This window comes from uncultured Anaerofustis sp. (assembly GCF_938029165.1).
Classification (GTDB): Bacteria; Bacillota; Clostridia; order Eubacteriales; family Anaerofustaceae; genus Anaerofustis.
In genome coordinates this window covers 460,516-480,233 of the sequence record NZ_CALHFB010000039.1, presented here as the reverse complement: position 1 = coordinate 480,233, position 19,718 = coordinate 460,516, and the positions used below count along the sequence as shown (strand labels likewise).

Annotated in this window: 19 protein-coding genes; 13 read left to right on the top strand and 6 right to left on the bottom strand. The window is 40.7% G+C overall.

Annotated elements, in window-relative coordinates:
* Positions 1–73: 73 nt before the first annotated feature.
* Genes Q0516_RS07080 through Q0516_RS07070 form a run of 3 tightly spaced genes read left to right on the top strand, consistent with a single transcriptional unit; the run spans position 74 to position 4,681 of the window.
* Positions 74–2,455: an endonuclease MutS2 gene (locus Q0516_RS07080; protein WP_173716889.1), complete on the top strand. Its 2,382-nt coding sequence runs from the start codon at positions 74–76 to the stop codon at positions 2,453–2,455.
* Positions 2,456–2,477: 22 nt separating this feature from the next.
* Entirely contained in the window at positions 2,478–3,179 is a 702-nt protein-coding gene (locus Q0516_RS07075; protein WP_118582333.1) for a response regulator transcription factor, read from the top strand.
* Entirely contained in the window at positions 3,176–4,681 is a 1,506-nt protein-coding gene (locus tag Q0516_RS07070; protein ID WP_118582330.1) for a HAMP domain-containing sensor histidine kinase, read from the top strand. The genes Q0516_RS07075 and Q0516_RS07070 overlap by 4 nt, the downstream gene beginning before the upstream one ends.
* Positions 4,682–4,751: 70 nt before the next feature.
* Here the strand turns inward: Q0516_RS07070 and Q0516_RS07065 are convergent, their stop codons facing one another.
* The 6 genes from Q0516_RS07065 to Q0516_RS07040 form a co-directional block, all read right to left on the bottom strand.
* Complete coding sequence (locus tag Q0516_RS07065) at positions 4,752–5,252, bottom strand: tRNA (cytidine(34)-2'-O)-methyltransferase (protein WP_173716891.1); 501 nt, start codon at positions 5,250–5,252, stop codon at positions 4,752–4,754.
* Positions 5,253–5,295: 43 nt separating this feature from the next.
* Positions 5,296–5,883, bottom strand: a complete 588-nt coding sequence (locus Q0516_RS07060; protein ID WP_294464925.1) for an AIR synthase-related protein — start codon at positions 5,881–5,883, stop codon at positions 5,296–5,298.
* A 211-nt stretch (positions 5,884–6,094) separates the two neighbouring features.
* Positions 6,095–7,834 (bottom strand): B12-binding domain-containing radical SAM protein, encoded by a 1,740-nt coding sequence (locus tag Q0516_RS07055; RefSeq protein ID WP_294423509.1) that lies wholly within the window; start codon positions 7,832–7,834, stop codon positions 6,095–6,097.
* Between the two features lie 5 nt (positions 7,835–7,839).
* Positions 7,840–8,142 (bottom strand): thioredoxin, encoded by a 303-nt coding sequence (gene trxA, locus Q0516_RS07050; protein ID WP_118582321.1) that lies wholly within the window; start codon positions 8,140–8,142, stop codon positions 7,840–7,842.
* A 55-nt stretch (positions 8,143–8,197) separates the two neighbouring features.
* Positions 8,198–9,196, bottom strand: coding sequence for an FAD-dependent oxidoreductase (locus tag Q0516_RS07045; protein WP_294464921.1), 999 nt, complete (start codon positions 9,194–9,196; stop codon positions 8,198–8,200).
* A 166-nt stretch (positions 9,197–9,362) separates the two neighbouring features.
* Positions 9,363–11,192, bottom strand: coding sequence for a DUF6020 family protein (locus Q0516_RS07040; protein WP_294464918.1), 1,830 nt, complete (start codon positions 11,190–11,192; stop codon positions 9,363–9,365).
* A gap of 203 nt (positions 11,193–11,395) precedes the next feature.
* Between Q0516_RS07040 and rpe (Q0516_RS07035) the strand changes: the two genes are divergently transcribed.
* The 10 genes from rpe (Q0516_RS07035) (at position 11,396) to Q0516_RS06990 (ending at position 19,615) form a co-directional block, all read left to right on the top strand.
* Positions 11,396–12,043: a ribulose-phosphate 3-epimerase gene (rpe, locus tag Q0516_RS07035; RefSeq protein ID WP_294464915.1), complete on the top strand. Its 648-nt coding sequence runs from the start codon at positions 11,396–11,398 to the stop codon at positions 12,041–12,043.
* Between the two features lie 53 nt (positions 12,044–12,096).
* Positions 12,097–13,170, top strand: coding sequence for a galactitol-1-phosphate 5-dehydrogenase (locus tag Q0516_RS07030; RefSeq protein ID WP_257479575.1), 1,074 nt, complete (start codon positions 12,097–12,099; stop codon positions 13,168–13,170).
* The gene (locus Q0516_RS07025) at positions 13,170–13,649 is read left to right on the top strand and encodes an RpiB/LacA/LacB family sugar-phosphate isomerase (protein WP_257479576.1); all 480 of its coding nucleotides are present in this window, start codon (positions 13,170–13,172) and stop codon (positions 13,647–13,649) included. Before Q0516_RS07030 ends, Q0516_RS07025 begins: the two co-directional genes overlap by 1 nt.
* A 127-nt stretch (positions 13,650–13,776) precedes the next feature.
* Complete coding sequence (gene rpe, locus Q0516_RS07020) at positions 13,777–14,460, top strand: ribulose-phosphate 3-epimerase (protein WP_257479577.1); 684 nt, start codon at positions 13,777–13,779, stop codon at positions 14,458–14,460.
* Between the two features lies 1 nt (position 14,461).
* Positions 14,462–15,136 (top strand): ribulose-phosphate 3-epimerase, encoded by a 675-nt coding sequence (rpe, locus tag Q0516_RS07015; RefSeq protein WP_257479578.1) that lies wholly within the window; start codon positions 14,462–14,464, stop codon positions 15,134–15,136.
* 19 nt (positions 15,137–15,155) lie between these two features.
* Positions 15,156–16,208 (top strand): alcohol dehydrogenase catalytic domain-containing protein, encoded by a 1,053-nt coding sequence (locus Q0516_RS07010; RefSeq protein WP_257479579.1) that lies wholly within the window; start codon positions 15,156–15,158, stop codon positions 16,206–16,208.
* Between the two features lie 219 nt (positions 16,209–16,427).
* On the top strand, positions 16,428–17,189 hold the full coding sequence (locus Q0516_RS07005; protein ID WP_257479580.1) for an SDR family oxidoreductase: 762 nt from the start codon (positions 16,428–16,430) through the stop codon (positions 17,187–17,189).
* A 1-nt stretch (position 17,190) separates the two neighbouring features.
* Positions 17,191–17,610: a hypothetical protein gene (locus tag Q0516_RS07000; RefSeq protein ID WP_294464904.1), complete on the top strand. Its 420-nt coding sequence runs from the start codon at positions 17,191–17,193 to the stop codon at positions 17,608–17,610.
* 325 nt (positions 17,611–17,935) lie between these two features.
* On the top strand, positions 17,936–18,220 hold the full coding sequence (locus tag Q0516_RS06995; RefSeq protein WP_257479582.1) for a PTS sugar transporter subunit IIB: 285 nt from the start codon (positions 17,936–17,938) through the stop codon (positions 18,218–18,220).
* Positions 18,221–18,310: 90 nt separating this feature from the next.
* The gene (locus tag Q0516_RS06990; RefSeq protein ID WP_294464895.1) at positions 18,311–19,615 is read left to right on the top strand and encodes a PTS transporter subunit IIC; all 1,305 of its coding nucleotides are present in this window, start codon (positions 18,311–18,313) and stop codon (positions 19,613–19,615) included.
* Positions 19,616–19,718: the final 103 nt, after the last annotated feature.

Sequence of the window (19,718 nt, the reverse complement as noted above, 5' to 3'; positions counted from 1 at the left end):
ACACATTGTCCAAATGCGTCCGCATTGAAGAACTTTTAATCAACTAAATAGCAATTGATTTATAGGAGATATTATGAATCCAAAAGCTTTAAAATCACTTGAATACTACAAGATCATCGACCAACTGACAGAGAAGGCTTCTTCCCAGATGGGAAAAGACCTGTGCAGGCACCTCCTGCCCTCTGAAGATGTTTACGAAATCCGTCATATGCAGACCCAGACCAGAGACGCCCTCACACGCCTTTTCCAGAAAGGAAACATCTCCTTTGGAAGCGTAAAAGACGTGCGCGGCTCACTGAAACGTCTGGAAATCGGAAGTTCCCTTGGAATTTCCGAACTCCTTGCCATTGCCGGACTTCTGGAAAATACCAACCGTGTCAAAGCCTACTCCCGAAATGAGCGCGGAGATGCAAGAGAAGACTCTCTGGACGGCATGTTTGAGAGTTTGGAGCCATTGACTCCCCTCTCAGCCGAAATCCGCCGCTGCATCATTTCCCAGGACGAAATCAGTGACGACGCCAGTGCCGGTCTGATGCATGTACGCCGCAGCATGAAAGTTGCCAATGACCGCATCCACACCCAGCTGGCCTCTCTGGTAAACGGCAGCGCCCGCAATTACCTTCAGGACTCCGTTATCACCATGCGAAACGGCCGCTACTGTATCCCGGTAAAAGCCGAATACAAAGGTCAGGTTCCAGGTATGATCCACGACCAGTCTTCCACCGGCTCCACTTTATTCATTGAGCCTCTGGCGATTGTCAAACTAAACAACGACATCCGCGAGCTGGAGCTTCAAGAACAGAAAGAGATTGAGGCAGTTCTCGCTACCTTAAGTGAACAGACCGCCCAGAATGTGGACGCCATTCGCGCAGACCTTGACATTATGATCCAGCTGGATTTCATTTTTGCCAGAGCAGGACTTGCACTGGATATGAATGCCACAGAACCCATTTTCAATACAGAGAAACGCATTCACCTGAAACAGGCACGCCACCCGCTCATTCCCAGGAAAAAAGCCGTTCCCATTGACATCCGTCTTGGAGAAGACTTCGACCTCCTTGTTGTAACCGGACCAAATACTGGTGGTAAAACCGTTTCCCTTAAGACAGTTGGACTTCTGACCCTGATGGGACAGGCGGGACTTCACATTCCAGCCCTGGACCGCTCCGAGCTTTCTGTTTTCCGTGAGGTTTACGCAGATATCGGGGACGAGCAGAGCATCGAGCAGTCTCTCAGTACCTTTTCCTCACATATGACCAACGTAGTGTCTTTCCTGAAAAAAGCAGATCAGGACTCTCTGGTGCTTTTTGATGAGCTTGGCGCTGGTACCGACCCGACAGAAGGAGCGGCACTTGCCATCTCCATTTTGTCCTTCCTGCATGAACAAGGCATCCGCACTATGGCAACCACCCATTACAGTGAACTGAAAGTTTACGCCCTGTCCACTGACGGCGTTGAAAATGCCTGCTGTGAGTTTAATGTGGAAACCCTGCGTCCTACTTACCGCCTGCTCATCGGTGTTCCTGGAAAGAGTAATGCCTTTGCGATTTCTTCCAAACTTGGACTTCCGGACTTTATCATTGAGCGCGCCAAAGATCAGATCAGCCAGAAGGACGAGTCCTTCGAGGATGTACTTACCTCCCTGGAAAACAGCCGCGTGATCATCGAAAACGAGCGCCAGGAAGCAGAGCGTTACAAAACCCAGATTGCTTCCTTGAAACAGGAGTTAGAGTCCAAGCAGGAGAAGCTGGACGAACGTAAAGAGCGGATCTTGCGCGAAGCCAACGAAGAAGCCCGTAAGATTCTTGCAGATGCTAAGGAATACGCAGATCAGACCATGAAAATGTTCCACAAATTCCAGAAAGATCACGTGGACACTGCTGCCATTGAAAAAGAACGCCAGAATCTTAGAAACCGCATGAACAAAGCCGAAAAGGGCATGTCCATGAACACCACCGTAAAGAAACCGAAAAAAGAGCTGAAGCCTAAGGATCTTTCCCTTGGAGATACCGTTCAGGTACTGAGCATGAATCTGAAAGGAACTGTCAGCAGTCATCCCGATTCCAAAGGCTTTCTTTTTGTACAGATGGGTATCATCCGTTCCAAGGTTCATATTTCTGACCTGGAGCTTGTTGACGAACCAGTTATCAACACTCCTGGACTTTCCAGAACAGGAGCAGGCAAGATCCGCATGTCCAAGTCTACCAGTGTTTCCACTGAAATTAATCTTCTTGGAAAAACTGTAGATGAGGCTGTGGCAGAACTGGATAAATATCTGGATGACGCTTATCTGGCACACTTAAAGAGCGTGCGTATCGTACATGGTAAAGGTACCGGTGCCCTTCGAAAAGGAGTACACAATTATCTCCGCCGCCAGAAGCATGTGGCTGATTTCCACCTGGCTGAATTTGGCGAAGGAGATGCTGGTGTTACCATTGTAGAATTTAAGAAATAACTATATTTTATAAGGAGAAACTATGGTTGCTAAACAGAAAATCCTCATTGTCGATGATGACAACAATATTGCAGAGCTGATTTCTCTGTATCTTACCAAAGAATGTTTCGAAACAAAAATTGTAAACGATGGCGAGCTGGCTTTAAAAGAATTTCAGACTTTTCGCCCGAACCTGATTCTTCTGGATCTGATGCTTCCAGGTATTGACGGCTATCAGGTCTGCCGTGAGATCCGCCACACCTCAGACGTGCCGATCATTATGCTTTCCGCAAAAGGAGAAACCTTTGACAAGGTACTTGGCCTGGAGCTTGGCGCCGACGACTACATTATCAAGCCTTTTGATTCAAAAGAACTGGTTGCCCGTGTCCGTGCAGTTCTACGCCGTTTCCAGCCCAAACAGGCTGCAGTTGTAAGCGATGAGAAATGTGCCACTTATCCGGATCTTATTGTCAACCTTACCAACTATTCCGTTACTTATATGGGAAAACAGGTAGACATGCCGCCTAAGGAGCTGGAGCTTCTCTATTTCCTTGCTTCCTCACCCAATCAGGTATTCACCAGAGAGCAGCTACTGGACCACATCTGGGGCTACGAATATATTGGCGATACCAGAACTGTAGACGTTCACATTAAACGTCTGCGCGAAAAAATCAAAGATCATCCGAACTGGTCTATTTCTACAGTCTGGGGAATCGGATACAAGTTTGAGGTAAAAAGCGAATGAGAAAAACGGTTCACAGCAAACTGATCTGCAGTTATATTTTCATTGGAATTGTAGGCTTCCTTTTCGCTACAGCAGGTGGCTCTCATTTCGTGGAAACCTATCTGGAAGAAGAAGTTGGCGCAAGGCTGTATGACAGTGCTGTACGATTTGCTTCTGATGCTGTCACTGTACAGCAGATTGCAGACAATGATAGCAAAGGACTGGAAAAGATTATGGATATTCTGGCTTCCGGAGAGGAAGCCGGGATACTGATCCTGGATAAAAATTTCCATGTGATCGTGCAGTCCTCAAATCTGGAATATAACGTCAGTTCTGCGAAATCCACTGCCGATTCTGAAGTTCAGACTTCAGAAACAGATAAAATCCCAGAGAATGGAACATCCTCTGAAAAATTCTCTGCTGCAAACACAATTTCCATCCCCTATTCTGATCTGGACTTCTGGCTTAATACCCAATATCAGATCAGTAATTTTTATGGCTATTTTTCCAGTCCCCATCTTAATGTGATGATATCGGTGGAAAATTCCGGTGTAACAGAAGGCTATGTTACCTACCATTATGACATGCAGCAGCTTTATCAGAAACGAAGCGGTCTTCTTGGAATTCTTCAGATGGTTTTTTTTGCCGTGTATGCCTTGTGCGGACTGCTCCTTCTCTGCTATCAGAAATGGATCCATACTCCAATGCAGCAGATCATCAAGGGGGCTTCCGAATATGCCAACGGAGATCTGAGTTATCGCATTCCAGTGAAATCCGAGGACGAAATGGGCTATCTTGCCAAAACTCTGAACTACATGGCAGACAGGATCAACCAGAACGGAGAATACCAGCGCACCTTTATTGCCAATGTTTCCCACGATTTCCGCTCTCCTCTGACTTCCATCAAAGGATATGTGGAGGCAATTCTGGATGGCACCATCCCCCCGGAATTGCAGGACAAATATTTAAATATCATTTCCCATGAAGCTGACCGTCTGGAAAAACTGACGCGGAGCCTTCTGGTGCTGAATGATCTGGATGAACGGAAACGGATGATGAATATCCGCAAATTTGATATTAATGATGTGATCAAAAATACTGCCAATACGTTTGAGGTAATCTGTTCCAAAAAGAATATTGACCTGGAACTGCTGCTTTCCGGAAGAGAGCTGTTCGTAGAGGCAGATATGGAACAGATCCAGCAGGTACTGTACAATTTATTGGACAATGCAATCAAATTCAGTAATGACAATTCCTCGATCAACATTGAAACATCCGTAAAAAATGATAAGGTTTTCGTTTCTGTGAAGGATCACGGAGTAGGAATCCCCAAGGACAGCCTGTCCAAGGTGTGGGACAGATTTTACAAGACAGATACCTCCCGCGGAAAAGACCGGAAAGGTACAGGACTTGGGCTTTCTATTGTGAAAGAGATCATCAAAGCTCATAATCAGAATATTAATGTGATCAGCACGGAAGGTGTTGGAACAGAATTCATTTTTACTTTAAAGAAAGCAAAATAAATTATTCAGCAATTCTTTTTATAAAAAACGAAGACCTGGAGCGTGTTTGAAAAAATCTCCAGGTCTTTTACTATTTCCAGTCATACTTGCGCAGATGCCCCTCCAGTTTCAGATGGGCAAAGTCATGCTGACGAAAGGCTTCATAAAGAATAATGGCAACCGAATTACTCAGATTCAGAGATCTTGTTTCTCCCAGCATGGGAATCCTTACGCAGGTCTCCTGATTGTCACGGAGAATCTCCTCCGGGATTCCGGCACTCTCCTTGCCAAACATGATAAAGCAGTCGTCCTCATACTTCACATCCGCATAAGTCTGAGGTGCTTTCGTAGTCGCATAATAAATCTTCGCTCCAGGATTTCTCTCCAGAAAATCTTCATAATCCAGATAAGTAGTTACATCCAGATCTTTCCAGTAGTCCATTCCGGCACGTTTCAGTGCTTTCTCACTTAATGAAAATCCCAACGGCTCGATCAGATGGAGCCTGGTTCCTGTAGCCACACAGGTACGTCCTATATTTCCTGTGTTCGCCGGAATCTCCGGCTCATGAAGTACAATGTTTAATGTTCCCATAGTTTTTATACTCTCCTGTAATTACAGCAGTTTTATTTCGATTTTAAGGCAATATCTTATATATCTCGTCTTTAGCCGGCCGCTCCAGATACCTGCCATTCCCATTGTAGTAAAGCATTCTGTCATTTCCAGCATTCGTCTGTCCAATCACGGCTGCCATCATGCCCATTCTGCGAAGCTCCTGCACCAATGCTTCTCCTGCCGGAATACCGATCAGAACAGCCCCTTCCGAATTCAGCTTATAAGGATTAATGTCAAAGATTTCACAAATTTCAATTGTCTCCTGGCGTATGGGTACCTTGGAAAAATTCATTTCCAGTCCCACCTGGGAAGCCTCTGCCATCTTCCACAGAGCACTCAGAAAACCGCCCTCGCCCATTGCGTAAAAAGCGGTAGCGCCAGCTTCTTTTACATTTATCTCATCCGCTATCCCGTAAAGGGTTCTCAGATTCTCTGCCTCCCGCAAAAAACCTTCTGAAAAATGCTCTCTTAAAATCTCATGCTTTTCCCTTGCAATCTGCGCTGTGCCGTAAAGAGCAATGGCTCCAGCCACCACCAGTTCGTTTCCAGGCGTAAGAAGCCCGCTGATTTCAGCCTGCAGTGCTTCCATAGCCGCTTTTCCAAGCCTCATTTTCTCTTTTCCCTACAGAAGAAGAGAGATGACAGTAGGAACTACCATTGCCAGAACAAGAATAACAGCAATGATCGCAGTTACAAGTTTTCTTTTCTTTGGATCAAACATTCCCATAATTTTTTAACCTCTCATAACCATCCGGCACTTTACAGACTACAAATATACGCCATGTCAATACGGCCAGCCGAACAGTTACACCCTTTCTTTATTATATCTGAATTTCCTTCACTGCCGCATTATGAAGCAGTGGATCCCGGTTTTCATAGTCAAACAGCAATATTTTTCCATCCCGGAACACCTCAATATGTGCTGTCCTTGGCACCTTTTCCTGGCGCCTGTACTCCCAGACTGCTTTCTCATAGGGCTTCTGGTCGTACTCAAAGGATGGATGGCTTTTCAGGTTTTCGCGAAGATACAGGTCGTAGATCATGCTGTCTGCCACCTTTTCCCAGGTCGCAGTTTCCATTCCTCTGCAATCTTCCGCAGCTTTTCCCGCAGGATTCTCCACCTCAGGATCCTGATTTCCAGATTTTCCTGCGGATTGTTCTTCCAGTTCTTCCTTCACAAACTCCAGCAGGATCTCATATCTACGCATTCTGGAATGGGAAATCTCTGAATAACCTTTTTTCTCATAAAACTGTCCCAGCTTCTCATACAATGTGAAAGCATCCTCAAACAAAGGCTCCACACAGGCGATGGTATTCTGAAACTGTCCACTATTATAGTACAGTTCCACCATACTTTCCACCATTTTCAGCTTCAAAATGTCTTCATATGGCAGCCACCTGGTTCCCAGTACTTCATATGGCTCCAGTTCTTTATGCACAATACCATATTCTTCTGTCATCTCTTTCATATGAGAGCCCTTCAGAACCTTCAGAAATCCAAGCTGAAGCTGCTGGGGACGAAGTGCATAAACATCATTGAAGGACCGGTGAAAGCTGTCATAATCCTCATAAGGAAGACCAGCGATCAGATCCAGATGCTGGTGAATATTCTTAAAACTATGGATGCGGTTTACAATCCCTGCCAGCTTCGGAAAATCCATAGTCCTGTGGATAGCACGAATAGTGTCCGGATTTGTGGACTGTACACCGATTTCCAGCTGGATCAGCCCCGGACGCATGGTGCTCATCAGTTCCAGTTCATTTTCCCTCAACAGATCTGCGGAAATCTCAAAGTGGAAATTGGTAATTCCATTATCATGATCTTTTATGTACTGCCAGATGGTCATTGCATGATCGTGCTTACAATTAAAGGTTCTGTCCACAAATTTCACCTGTGGCACTTTATGATCCAGGAAAAACTGAAGTTCTTTCTTTACCAGTTCCAGGTCGCGAAAACGCAGTTTCTTGTCCACAGATGACAGACAATAGCTACATGAAAAAGGACAGCCCCGGCTGCTCTCATAATAAATAATACGATTTTCAAAATCCTTCAGATCTTCGTAAGCAAAAGGTACCCTGCTTAAATCCATGATCTGCCGCCATCCGTTATTCTGAATTGTACCGTCCGGTTTACAGTACACAAGTCCGGTGGTTTTCTCCAGAGAAGGACTTCCATTCATATAGTGCTTCACCAGTTCCAGGAAGGTCTCCTCTCCTTCTCCAACCATTACACCATCAAATGCCGGGTTCTTTTTCAGAAATTCCTCTGCATCATACGATACCTCCGGGCCTCCCGCCCAGAAAGGAACATCCGGCAGGATCTTTCTCAGATCCTGCATCAGTTCCCGCACAAAAGTAATATTCCAGATATAGCAGGATATGCAGATCACATCCGGATGACATCTGTAAATATCCTTCAGAATGTCATCCTTCTGCTGATTGATGGTGTATTCCCGAAGTACAACATTACTGTCATATTCTTTTGCGCAGGCTTTCAGGTTAAAGACAGCCAGATTGGAATGTATATATTTTGCATTACATGCTGCAAGTAATATCTTCATCGTTCTTACTCGTCCAGAAGTTTCTTTAACTCTTCTTTATCCGTAAGACCAACCAGACGGTGTGCTTCTGCTCCGTTCTTGAAAATGATCAGGGTAGGAATGCTCATAACCCGGAACTGCTGTGCAAGCTCCATGTTCTGATCCACATCAAGCTTTCCTACTGCATAACCTTCCTCTCCCAGTTCCTCCACGATTGGCCCCTGACGCATGCATGGTCCGCACCAGGTTGCCCAGAAATCAAGAAGAAACGGTTTCTCGGATTTTAATACTTCCTCTTCAAAATTCTGTGTTGTGATTACTTTTGCCATAATTGATCCATCCTTTCTATCGGTCTATTCTTCTCTCTGATTTCATGCCGAAATTCTACTTTTTTTGTCTGTTTCTCACATACTGGTTTGCACTGAGTCCTGCCTGGGCACCATCGTAAACTGCCTTTGCCACCTGCAAAAGACCGCCGGTACAGTCACCTGCTGCAAAAAGCCCCGGAATGGTGCTCTCCATCTTTTCGTTTACCTTGATGTTGCCTTTCTCAGTAAGTGCCGCGCCCATCTGTCTTGCCATCTCTGCACTTCCTGCAGTTCCAAGAGCTACAAAAACGCCGTCTGCCGGGACAAATGTCTCCGTGGAATCCCTTACCGGACTCTCCGGGTTATGGAGCTCTGAAGCTTCCATTTCAGCTTCCTTTCCTTCTGGCAAAAGCTGAAAGTTCTTCTCTCCGTCAGTATCTGATTTTGCATCCGTCTCAGACTGAGAGATCAGACGCAGTCCGGACACCTTCTCGTCTCCCTCTACAGACTGAATTTTCATTGTATTCACCGCAAAAGAAGATTTCCTGGAAAACTCCGGTTCTTTTCCATCTGTGTAAATGGTAACAGAACCAGCCATAGGTGCCAGTTCTTCTGCCTCATGAAGAGCGAAGTCGCTGTTTCCAAGCACTGCAACATCCTTTCCCCTGTAGAAAAATGCATCACACACAGCACAGTAGCTGACACCTCTTCCCTCAAATTCCTTAATCCCCGGAATTGCAGGAGCCTTTCGTTTGCTTCCTGTGGCAAGGATCACACTGATGGTGTCAAAATCACCTGCTGTTGTCTTTACTGTAAAAGTATCAAACCCGCCAATCCCCAGCACCTGTGCCTCCAGGATCCGCACGCCTAATGCTTTCGCCTGTGCAAGTCCTGTCTCAAATAATTCTTTCCCGGAAACAGGATGTTCCATACCATAATAATTCTCTATTTTTTCTGCTTTTTCCAAAGCACCAATGCCGTTATTGATCACCAGTGGATCCATATTTGCCCGGGCAGCATACAAAGCTGCGGAAATTCCTGCCGGTCCGGCACCGATAATGATTATTTTTTCCATATACTTCAGAATCACCTGCCTTTCTCATGATTCCAATCTTTCCCATATATTGTTATTTTTCTTACAATTTCACGGTTCAGTATCTTCACAGTTATACCCTTCCCGGAATAGTACCTGTTAAATAGTTACCTGACAATATACTTTCCATAAAAGAAATTCAGACTTTTCATTTTTCGTCGGTTCTTTTTTCGTCTATAGCCTTCTCTGCATAAGCCAGTCCCCAGAATATCACAGCTGGCATACACGCCATCAACGGAAACGCATAACGCAGAAGACCGTTTACCGGAGAAGCTATACAGATTGCCACATTCAGCGCCGGGGCAGCCAATACCAGGATTCCTTTCCATCGCTTCCTGTAGATCAGATATCCAAGGAGCAGAATCACGATCCATGTGTAGGTTCCCGCATTGCAGATCTGCGCAAGACCTGGAATCTGACTCCACAGATCGGCATAACGTTTCAACTGATTCCTTGTCTCTGCGGAAAAGATCTGATGATAATCTGACTCTTCAATCAGCGGCTCATTTACTGTATAGAAGCGGTAGGAGCTCTGCGCGGTGCAATTATGAAATGGGTAATAATATCCATAGCTGTTATGAAGTGTGGCTTCTATATACACCCCCGGATGCCTCAGAAACATGCTGAACCAGGCATTAAAGTAGCGTTTCAGCTTCGCCATGGTAATATGTCCGCCGCGATAAGTTGCCTTTACCGGATCAGACAGTTCCGGATTATACAAATCCGCAATCTCATCATACTTCATCACCCCGTCAATTGCTTTAGCTTCTTCCTTTGTCACATCATCCGGATATTCCTTCAGATATCTGGCTGTCTGCTGCATTGGAATTGAGAAAAATACTCTGGATGGGAAATTACCAATGTATAGTCTCGGTGCCACTTCTTTCTGAAGCCCCATGTAGCCCACTGTCACAAGGATCACCATTCCAACTGCATACAGTCTGCGTTTTTTTCCAAGGAAAAAGAATAACAGGATAAATGCAGGAAGCACCATGTAAAGTCCATTATTTCTGGTAATGCACATGCCAAAGCCAACCAGAAACAGCACTGTCAGCTGCTGTCTTAAAGACTGACCACTTTTTTCCCGAAGGGTGGGAATGCAGCATTCCACATAGATTACCATGAAAAGGGAAAACAGAGCGCTGAAACTTCCATCCTTAATGATCGTCTGGGAATAAGCTCCAAATACAGGCACAAGACTGAAAAATGCAATACAGCAGATATTGAACCATCTTGGTGCTCCCCATGATTTCAGTTTATAACAAACAGTGGCATAACATACCGCATAAATCAGTGCCAGCACGCCAACCACCATGAAAATGCCCCAGTTATCACTGATCACATTTCCAATTGTCATCAAGGCTCCCATTATAAGGCTTAATTCCCATGGATGCTTGTTTGTAAATCTCTGATTTCCGGCAAACATATTCAGCTGCCGGAAGCCATCATAGGGAACACTTCCTGGCCAGAAGATCAGGATATAGGGAAGCCATCCTGCCAAAATCAGCAAAAATGCTACCAGAAGGTAGTGTTTTTCCATAAATTCCGGAAATTTCTTTATATTCCTGCTGTGCAGAAAAGGATGCTTCTCTCCATATGCATATAAAAGACTGATCACTATATCAAACAGAAAAAAGAATCCTGCCCATGTAAGCAATGCAATCAGAATCTGATTTCTCCCAGCTGTAAAGAAGGACCAGTTTCCCTGCACGGAAAAGGACATTCCGATCAGCATAAAAACAGAAAACATGGCGGCGATCAGATGCGTGATCCATTTACAGCTTCTGCAAAAATTCCTCCAGCATTTCATGTACAATGCAATGATCGCAATGAGAACCACCAGTTTGTCGATTCCGATTCCTGTCATCTCTTTCTTGCATAAAGAAAGAAATGTTTCTCCCGGATTATCTGCCGAACCAGCATACAAGCCCGTCATGGAAAGAGCAAACACTGTTAAAATGACAGCAATAACCGGCAAAGTATATTTTTTTAATTTTTTTTATAAAAAAATAATGAAAAGAAGCTTAAAATAGTTATGAAATATAGGCTTTTTCTTTATAACGAAAGGCTTGTTTTATTTTTTTTAGTTTCTTTTGGAAAATAATGAAAAGTGCTTGAAAAATTTTCAGCAATGCTTATAATAAAGAGAAGAAACAAATAGAACAAAAGGAGAGAAGAAAAATGGTAAAATTATCACCTTCAATATTCGGAGCTGATTTTGGAAGACTTAATGAACAAATCAAGGCAGTTGAAGACTGCAATGTAGAAATGTTACATATCGACGTAATGGATGGGAATTATGTTCCTAACATCGCTTTTGGTCCTGACCAAATTGCTATGCTAAGACCTCATACAGACTTATTCTTTGATGTACATATGATGGTTACGGAACCTGACAGATACATCGAAAGAATTGTTAAAGCGGGAGCACAGATGATAACTGTACATGCCGAAGCTACTACACATTTACACAGAAGTTTAATGCTTATTAAATCATTCGGTGTTAAATGCGGTGTTGTTTTAAACCCAGCAACTCCACCAGATGTACTTAAATATGTACTTGACGATATAGATATGGTTCTTGTTATGACCGTTAACCCTGGTGGCGGCGGCGGTTCTTTCAACCCAACTATGATTGAAAAAGTCAGAGAAATAAAAGAAATGATCGGCGACAGAGATATCGATATCCAAGTTGACGGAGGCGTAAATTCCGATAACGTTAAGTCACTTGTTGACGCTGGTGCTAACGTAATCGTAGCAGGTTCTTTTGCTTTTACGGGAGATGTTGCTAAAAACTTAGACGATTTAAGAAAAGCTGCAGATGCATAAATCGATGCATCAAGTTGTATTTATTTATAATATAAAAGGAGAAAAGAAATAAAATGAAAGCTGCAAGATTATATGGAAAACAAGATTTAAGACTTGAAGAAGTTCCAATGCCTGAAGTTAAACCGGGTGAAGTATTAATTAAAGTTAAAGCTGTTGGTATTTGTGGATCCGACCTTTCAAGATATACTAAATTAGGACCTAAATTCCCTGACAGAGGTCCATTGGTATGGGGACATGAATTCAGTGGTGAAGTTACTGAAGTCGGAGAAGGCGTAACAAGCTATAAAGCAGGCGATCATGTAACAGCATGTCCTGCACTTCCTTGTTTTGAATGTGAATACTGTAAAAAAGGCGAATATGCAAGATGTATGACTCTTGAAGTTATCGGAGCTGTAAGAGACGGTGCTTTTGCTGAGTATATCGCACTTCCTGAAAGAAACTTAGTTCCGCTACCAAAGAATGTTAGTTTTGAACAAGCTGCTTTAATCGAACCAACATGTGTATGTTTCCATGGTTTATATAAACTTAACATGCAACCCGGAGATGATGTAGCGGTTATGGGATGTGGTCCTATCGGTTTACTAGCTATTCAGTCTGCAAAAGTATTCGGAGCTAAAAGAATAATTGCCATCGATATCATGGAAGAAAAACTTGAATGGGCTAAAGCCTGCGGAGCAACTGATGTAGTTCTTTCAAAGATAGATGATTACGATTCAGCAAGAAACGGCGTACTTGAAGTAACAAACGGAAGAGGCGTTGATGTTGTTATCGAATCAGGCGGTACACCTGTAACATCAGCTCAAGTATTGGGACTTGGATGTAAAGGTGCAAAAGTATTATACTTAGGTATCCCTTACGGTGATATCACTATTCCAAGAGAATACTTTGAAAAGATCGGAAGAAGCGAACTTACAATATATGGCGCTTGGAATGCTATCCAACAAGGTTTCCCTGGAAAACCATGGACAAGCGTAGTTGCTTTCCTTGAAAAAGGTATGTTAGACTTCTCTCCAATAATCACTCATAGATATCCTTTAGACGATATCGAAGAAGTATTTAAAGCAAACTATGAAAGAAAAACATTATTTGGTAAGATCTTATTCTTCCCAGAAGGAGTAGAAAAATAATGGAAGGTCAATTTAAAACAATTGCGATCGGTTCCGATCATGCTGCAATAGAAGAAAGAAAATTACTTATTAAAGAATTGGAATCTTGGGGAATCAAGGTTATCGACAAAGGCCCTGACAAGCCAGTGCCTCCAGTACAATTTTCTCAAATCGCAGAAGCCGTTGCATTAGATGTTGTTAATGATGAAAAAGGCGAAACAGGCGGTATCTTAATGTGCGGTAACGGCGTTGGTATGTCTGTAGCTGCCAATAAAGTTCCGGGCGCAAGAGCTGCTGTTTGTAATGAATTATTTACAGCTAAATTTGCTAAGAGCGATACTAAATTAAACATCCTTACAATGGGTGCAAGAGTTATTGCTCCAAGATTAATGGCTGAAATTGCCAAAGTTTGGATTGAAACTGAATATTCAAAAGAACCAAGATTTACTGAAAGACTTGGCGTTATGGCTGAAATGGAAGCTAAATACAGAACTAAATAAATAATTAAAATAAATCGAAATCCTTCAGAAATCAGTCTTTTCTTTGGGATTTCGTTTTTGTATTGACCTAAATATTAAATAATTGTATAATAAGACATGGTTAAAATTTAAGAAAGGATTTACTTATATGGACAAAATAGCAGCTTCAATAATGTGCGGTAATGCGCTGGAATACGGTGATGAACTGGATGCACTTAAAGAAGCCGGAGTAGATATGATCCACTTCGACGTAATGGACGGTGAATTTGTAAATAATATCGGTATGGGACTTTATATGCTTGAAGGTATGAAGAAACACAGCGATATGATTTTTGATGTACATTTAATGGTCGTAGAACCTGATGTGTATTACGAAAGAATTGCTGATGCGGGTGCAGAATATATATGTATTCATGCAGAAGCGGTAAAGCATTTGCATAGAAGTATTTTAAGAATAAAAAAAGCGGGTGCAAAAGCAGGTGTTGTTTTAAACCCTTCAACTAATTTAAATGTTTTAAAGGAAGTAATCAAAGAAATTGACTTAGTATGTTTGATGACTGTTAATCCCGGAGGTTCAGGCGAAAAATTTATACAAAATCAATATAAGAAAATTGCTGATTTAAAAGAGATGAAGGAAAAATATAATCCTGATTTACTTATAGAGGTTGACGGTAATATCGGACCGGAAACTATCCCCGGATGTGCTAAAGCCGGTGCAGACGTATATGTTTGCGGAACGAGTGCGATTTTTAAAGGTGACAGGAACCTATATAAACCTTTAACAAAAGAAATGAAAGATATTATACATAAAGCAGTAGGGGAGGACAAATAAGATGAATGATTTAAAAGTATCAGCTTCGATTATGTGCGGGAACCCTATGAAATTCGGCTGGGAGTTAGATAAGCTTGAAAAAGCAGGAGCCGATTTAATCCATTTTGATATGATGGACGGGCATTATGTGGAAAATATTGCAATGGGTATCTATATGCTTGAGCAGATGAAAAAAAGAACTTCAATACCTTTCGATGTTCATTTGGCTATGTTCAATCCCGAAAAACACATTGAAAAAATTGCAAGCATATTAGATGAAAATGATTGTATTCATGTTCATCCTGAAAGTACCATTCATATCCATAGAGTTTTAAGAGATATAAAGAGAATGGGCGTTAAAGCAGGTGTTGCTATAAACCCTGCAACCAACGAAGACTGTTTGGAATATCTCATTGATGATATAGATATGGTTTTAGCTATGACTGTTTCTCCGGGGTTTGCCGGTCAAAAGTTTATTAAACAAACTCTAGGCAAGATAGAAAATATCAGAAAAATGGCTGATGAAAGAAATCCAAAGTTAATGATAGCCGTAGACGGTAATATAAATGCAGAAACTATTCCGGGATGTGTAAAAGCCGGAGCAGATGTATTAGTGGCAGGAACATCATCAATCTTTAAAGGTGATGATGCTGATTATAAAGAGCTTATTCAAAAAATGAAAGACTCTGTAAAATAAATGAAAGAGGTAAACTTAAATGAGTGAAATGATGAGAGGCTTATGCCTAAATGAAGACAGACAACTTGAACTTAGAGAATTCCCAATTCCGGAACCTCAAAGAGGATATGTTAGAGTTAAAGTAAAAAGAGGCGGTATTTGTGCCACAGATTTAGCATATTGGAAATTTGGTTCAGATAGATTGGGTGAACTACCTGTAATCATCGGACATGAAGGCTGTGGTGTCGTAGATAAACTAGGTGAAGATGCTGAAGGCGTAAAAGTTGGCGACAGAGTAGTTGTAATGACTACATATAAAGTTTGCGGTAAATGTAAAAACTGTGCAGTAGGTAATACAAATGTATGTATTGAAAGACTTGGTATCGGTTCTAAAAAGAATGGATGTTTTGCTGAATACGTAGAAGTACCTGCAACAAGCTGTATCAAAATGCCTGATAACATGAGCTTTGAAGAAGGCGCGTTGATCGAAGTATTAGCTTGCGGTATCCATGCTGTTAGAGAAACAACTACTACTCACGCTGACGAAATTGTTGTTGTTTCAGGTCCTGGACCAATTGGTACACTTGCTGCTTTAGCTGCAAAAGCAAATAATTCTACAGTTATATTAACAGGTATCAATCAAGATAAACATAGACTGGAAGTAGCTAAGACATTAGGTATTGATTACTGTGTAAATCAACAGGAAGAAGATTTGAAAGCATTGGTTATGAAGTTGACAGACGGTTATGGTGCTGATGTTTGTGTTGAAGCTGCAGGTGCATATCCATCACTAAATACATGTCTTGATATTGTAAAGAAAACCGGTACAATCTCTCAAATGGGTGTATTCCATGGTCCATCTCCTGATTACTTAGATTTAGGTAGAATTCAAGAAAAAGAAATCAGAATTCAAGGTACACTTTCTCAAAAACCAACTGCTTGGAGAAGAGCTGTTGATTTAGTTGCTGCTGGCAAAATCAATATTAAACCATTAGTATCTGATGTTATGAAACTTGAAGACTGGGAAGAAGCTTTCAATAAAGCTGCTAACGTAACAGGATTTAAAGTACTATTCGATCCTGAAATGAAATAGTTTATATTAAACTAAATATTTTATTCAAGATAAGGTGGTTTTTTAACCACCTTATTTTTAAAAATATAAGAAAATAATAGAGAAAAGCCTAAGCAAATATACCATGTTACATATGTAATGATAAAAATAAAAAAATTACATAAGTAATTGACAACTTAAATATTATGTTATATAATACGTGGTAGATAAAATTTTGTTATTTAGGAGAGTGAAATAAACATGGCTAAAAAAAATGTAGTTATTACAGGCGGAGCCAAAGGTATTGGTAAAGCTATTTGTGAAAAATTTGCTAAAGAAGGATATGACATTATAATCGTAGATTTTGATGAAGCTGGTATGCTTGAAACTAAAAAGGAATTAGAAGCAAACGGAACAGTTGCTCATGCAGTTAAATGTGATATAGCTAATCTTGATAATGTTAAAGAAGTTGCTAAATTAGTTGAAAAAGAATATGGTTATTTAACTACTTTAGTTAACAACGCTGCTATTGCGCCGGGCGGAGATCCAAAAGAAATCAGCTTAGATCCTGCTGTTTTTGCAAGAACTATGAATATCAACGTAAACGGACCTTACAATATGATAATTTCTTTAATCGACTTATTACTCAAAGCTAAAGATAAAGATCAAGTTCCGTCAGTAGTTAATGTTGCTTCAACAGCTGCATTCTCAGGCGGCGGCGGAAGTGTAGCTTACGCAGCAAGTAAAGGTGCTGTAGTTTCTATGACAAGAAGTATAGCTAGATTCTTTGGCGATACAGGTTTAAGAATTAATGCTGTAGCTCCTACTTTAATCATGACACCACTTATGGCTGAAAGATTTAAAGACGATCCTCAGGGACTTGAAGACAGAAAGAAGACTGTTCCATTAGGAAGATTTATGGATGTTACAGAAGTTGCTGATATTGTTTATTTCTTGAATACACCATCATTTATTCACGGCGAAGTTGTTATTGCTGACGGCGGTAGGAGTTTAAGCGTTTAGTATGAGTGAAGAAAATAAAACATTGACTGAAGAGAAAGTTGATGTTACTGAAGAAGACAATCTTCTCAGTGAAGACACAATAGAGACAGTAGAAGAAGAAAAGGAATTCCATCTTGACCCTACAAGCGGGGAAGATAGAAGAAAAATACTTGCAAGTTATAAAAAAAGTCTAAGAAAAAGAGCTTTTGCTCCTTTGATAGGAGGAAATGTAGGAATTAATCCTATTGATTTGATGCGAGAGGAAGAAGCTCAGAAAGCTAATAACGAAACTCTTGATATTTATGACTTGACAGAAAAAAGGATATCTGAAATGGAAAAGAAAGTTTCTCAGGCTACCTTTATGGCAAGACTTGCGTTTGGTGTTGCCGTTTTCGCTCTTTTGATGCTGTTATTCTTATTGAGTGTTACTAAAATAATCTAAAAGAAGCTTAATTATAAGCTTCTTTTTTTATTTATTAAAATTTAATTAGAACTTTACTTTAACTTTAGTAATAAATTATAATAGACGTAATATATATTTACTATAGCTTTAATTAAGCAATTTAAGCCTATATAAAGGTTGACAAATTTTAGTTAAAGTATTATACTTAATTAGTAACAAAGTTTCATTTGTGTGTAAATGTAACAGTTACGAAATTTAAATTAATGAGATTTTAATAATCCATTGTGATAATTGACAATTTCATACTTAAAAACGGTTAGAATATTTTTTGCATGCTTACAACTTCAACCGGGGGTGATTAGAGATGAAAACAATCTTAGTAGCCTGTGGAACAGCTATAGCTACATCTACAGTAGTTGCTAAAAAAGTTGAGAGACTTTGCGAACAAAACAATATTGAAGTAAAGACTGTTCAGTGTAAAGCTGCAGACGCTGCTTCAAGAGCAAATGAAATATTACCAGATTTGGTAATTGGTACATGCGATTTACCTGGCAACTTCCCTTGCGAGACACTCAATGGAAGAGCATTTTTAACAGGTATAAAGCTTAAAGAATGTATCGATGAATTATTAGAAGTATTAAAAAATTAACTTCATTAGGTATTATACGAATTTTAAAAGTAAGCAAAAAAAATATTTAACATAGAAAACAAACAATTTTAATTTTAAAGGAGAAAAACAATGCAAGCTGTAACAAGTGTATTTAGTTATATTATAGACATGGGCGCATCAGTTATGATGCCAATCATCTTCACAATCTTAGGCCTAGTTATGGGTTCTAAATTCGGTGAAGCTTTAAGAGCTGGTATGACTTTCGGTGTTGGTTTCATTGGTCTTAATGCTGTTATCAGTATTATGTCAACAACAATCACACCAGTTGCACAAGCACTAGTTGATAACCTTGGTTTCAAACTTACATCTATTGATATAGGTTGGGCTGCCGGTTCTGCTATCGCTTGGTCAACAGAAGCCGTACCTTTCGTATTCCTTGCAGTAATCATTACAAATATTATAATGATCGCTTTAGGATGGACAAAAACAATGGACGTTGATATCTGGAATTACTGGCACGTATTATTCTCAGCATCAGCTATCCTACTTGTATGTAAAGGAACAGCTTTAGCATGGGTATTCGCTATAGGTCAAGCAGTAGTAATGATGGGTATAATCTTCGTTATCGCTGACTGGACACAAGCTGACTGTGTTGAAGTATTCGGTCTAGAAGGTATCTCTCTTCCACATATCCAATCAATGTGTAACTGTATCGTAACATATCCATTGGATAAAGTTATCGGAATGATTCCTGGACTAAAAGACATTCACTGGACAAGTGAAGGTATCGTTGAAAAACTTGGTTTACTAGGTGAACCAATTATGATGGGATTCATCATCGGTGGATTCTTATCAGCTTTATCTCAATTCACAGCTCCAGAAGTAAATGTAGGAACTGCAATCCAACAAATTCTAATCGTTGGTATGAATATCGCTGCTGTATTAGTATTAATCCCAAGAATGATTTCATTACTTATGGAAGGCTTAATGCCAATCTCTGAACAAACTCAAGTATTCCTTGAAAAGAGATTCCCAGGTAGAGAATTATACATTGGTCTTGATGCTGCCGTAGCTACAGGTCATCCATTTGTTATTTCATTAGGTCTATTAGCTATTCCTATTATCTTAGTATTAGCTATCGTACTTCCTTGGAATACAGTATTACCATTAGCTGACTTAGCTGCACTTCCATTCTACGTAATCTGTGCTGTATTACCTAACAAAGGTAACTTATTTAGAGGTTTAATTGAAACAATTATTATGTGTATCATTTACTTAACATTCTCTACATATGCAGCTACAGTTATGACAAGCTTAGCAGGCGCTGCTAACTTACAAGTTCCTGAAGGTGCTGCTCAAATCACAAACATCGCTCTTGGTGCTCAATGGATTACATGGTTCCCATTCATGTTAGCTAAAATGGTTTGTCTATAAAATATAATTTTATAGTATTACATTTATAACATTAAGAACTTAAAGTAAATTTTATTAAAATCTGATCACACCCAAGAACCCTTACAATCGTAAGGGTTCTTTT

Excerpts from the sequence above, each read along its gene's own strand:
- Q0516_RS07080 (WP_173716889.1), top strand. The coding sequence starts at position 74 with ATGAATCCAAAAGCTTTAAAATCACTTGAATACTACAAGATCATCGAC.
- Q0516_RS07075 (WP_118582333.1), top strand. The coding sequence starts at position 2,478 with ATGGTTGCTAAACAGAAAATCCTCATTGTCGATGATGACAACAATATT.
- Q0516_RS07070 (WP_118582330.1), top strand. The coding sequence starts at position 3,176 with ATGAGAAAAACGGTTCACAGCAAACTGATCTGCAGTTATATTTTCATT.
- Q0516_RS07065 (WP_173716891.1), bottom strand. The coding sequence starts at position 5,252 with ATGGGAACATTAAACATTGTACTTCATGAGCCGGAGATTCCGGCGAAC.
- Q0516_RS07060 (WP_294464925.1), bottom strand. The coding sequence starts at position 5,883 with ATGAGGCTTGGAAAAGCGGCTATGGAAGCACTGCAGGCTGAAATCAGC.
- Q0516_RS07055 (WP_294423509.1), bottom strand. The coding sequence starts at position 7,834 with ATGAAGATATTACTTGCAGCATGTAATGCAAAATATATACATTCCAAT.
- trxA (WP_118582321.1), bottom strand. The coding sequence starts at position 8,142 with ATGGCAAAAGTAATCACAACACAGAATTTTGAAGAGGAAGTATTAAAA.
- Q0516_RS07045 (WP_294464921.1), bottom strand. The coding sequence starts at position 9,196 with ATGGAAAAAATAATCATTATCGGTGCCGGACCGGCAGGAATTTCCGCA.
- rpe (WP_294464915.1), top strand. The coding sequence starts at position 11,396 with ATGGTAAAATTATCACCTTCAATATTCGGAGCTGATTTTGGAAGACTT.
- Q0516_RS07030 (WP_257479575.1), top strand. The coding sequence starts at position 12,097 with ATGAAAGCTGCAAGATTATATGGAAAACAAGATTTAAGACTTGAAGAA.
- Q0516_RS07025 (WP_257479576.1), top strand. The coding sequence starts at position 13,170 with ATGGAAGGTCAATTTAAAACAATTGCGATCGGTTCCGATCATGCTGCA.
- rpe (WP_257479577.1), top strand. The coding sequence starts at position 13,777 with ATGGACAAAATAGCAGCTTCAATAATGTGCGGTAATGCGCTGGAATAC.
- rpe (WP_257479578.1), top strand. The coding sequence starts at position 14,462 with ATGAATGATTTAAAAGTATCAGCTTCGATTATGTGCGGGAACCCTATG.
- Q0516_RS07010 (WP_257479579.1), top strand. The coding sequence starts at position 15,156 with ATGAGTGAAATGATGAGAGGCTTATGCCTAAATGAAGACAGACAACTT.
- Q0516_RS07005 (WP_257479580.1), top strand. The coding sequence starts at position 16,428 with ATGGCTAAAAAAAATGTAGTTATTACAGGCGGAGCCAAAGGTATTGGT.
- Q0516_RS07000 (WP_294464904.1), top strand. The coding sequence starts at position 17,191 with ATGAGTGAAGAAAATAAAACATTGACTGAAGAGAAAGTTGATGTTACT.
- Q0516_RS06995 (WP_257479582.1), top strand. The coding sequence starts at position 17,936 with ATGAAAACAATCTTAGTAGCCTGTGGAACAGCTATAGCTACATCTACA.
- Q0516_RS06990 (WP_294464895.1), top strand. The coding sequence starts at position 18,311 with ATGCAAGCTGTAACAAGTGTATTTAGTTATATTATAGACATGGGCGCA.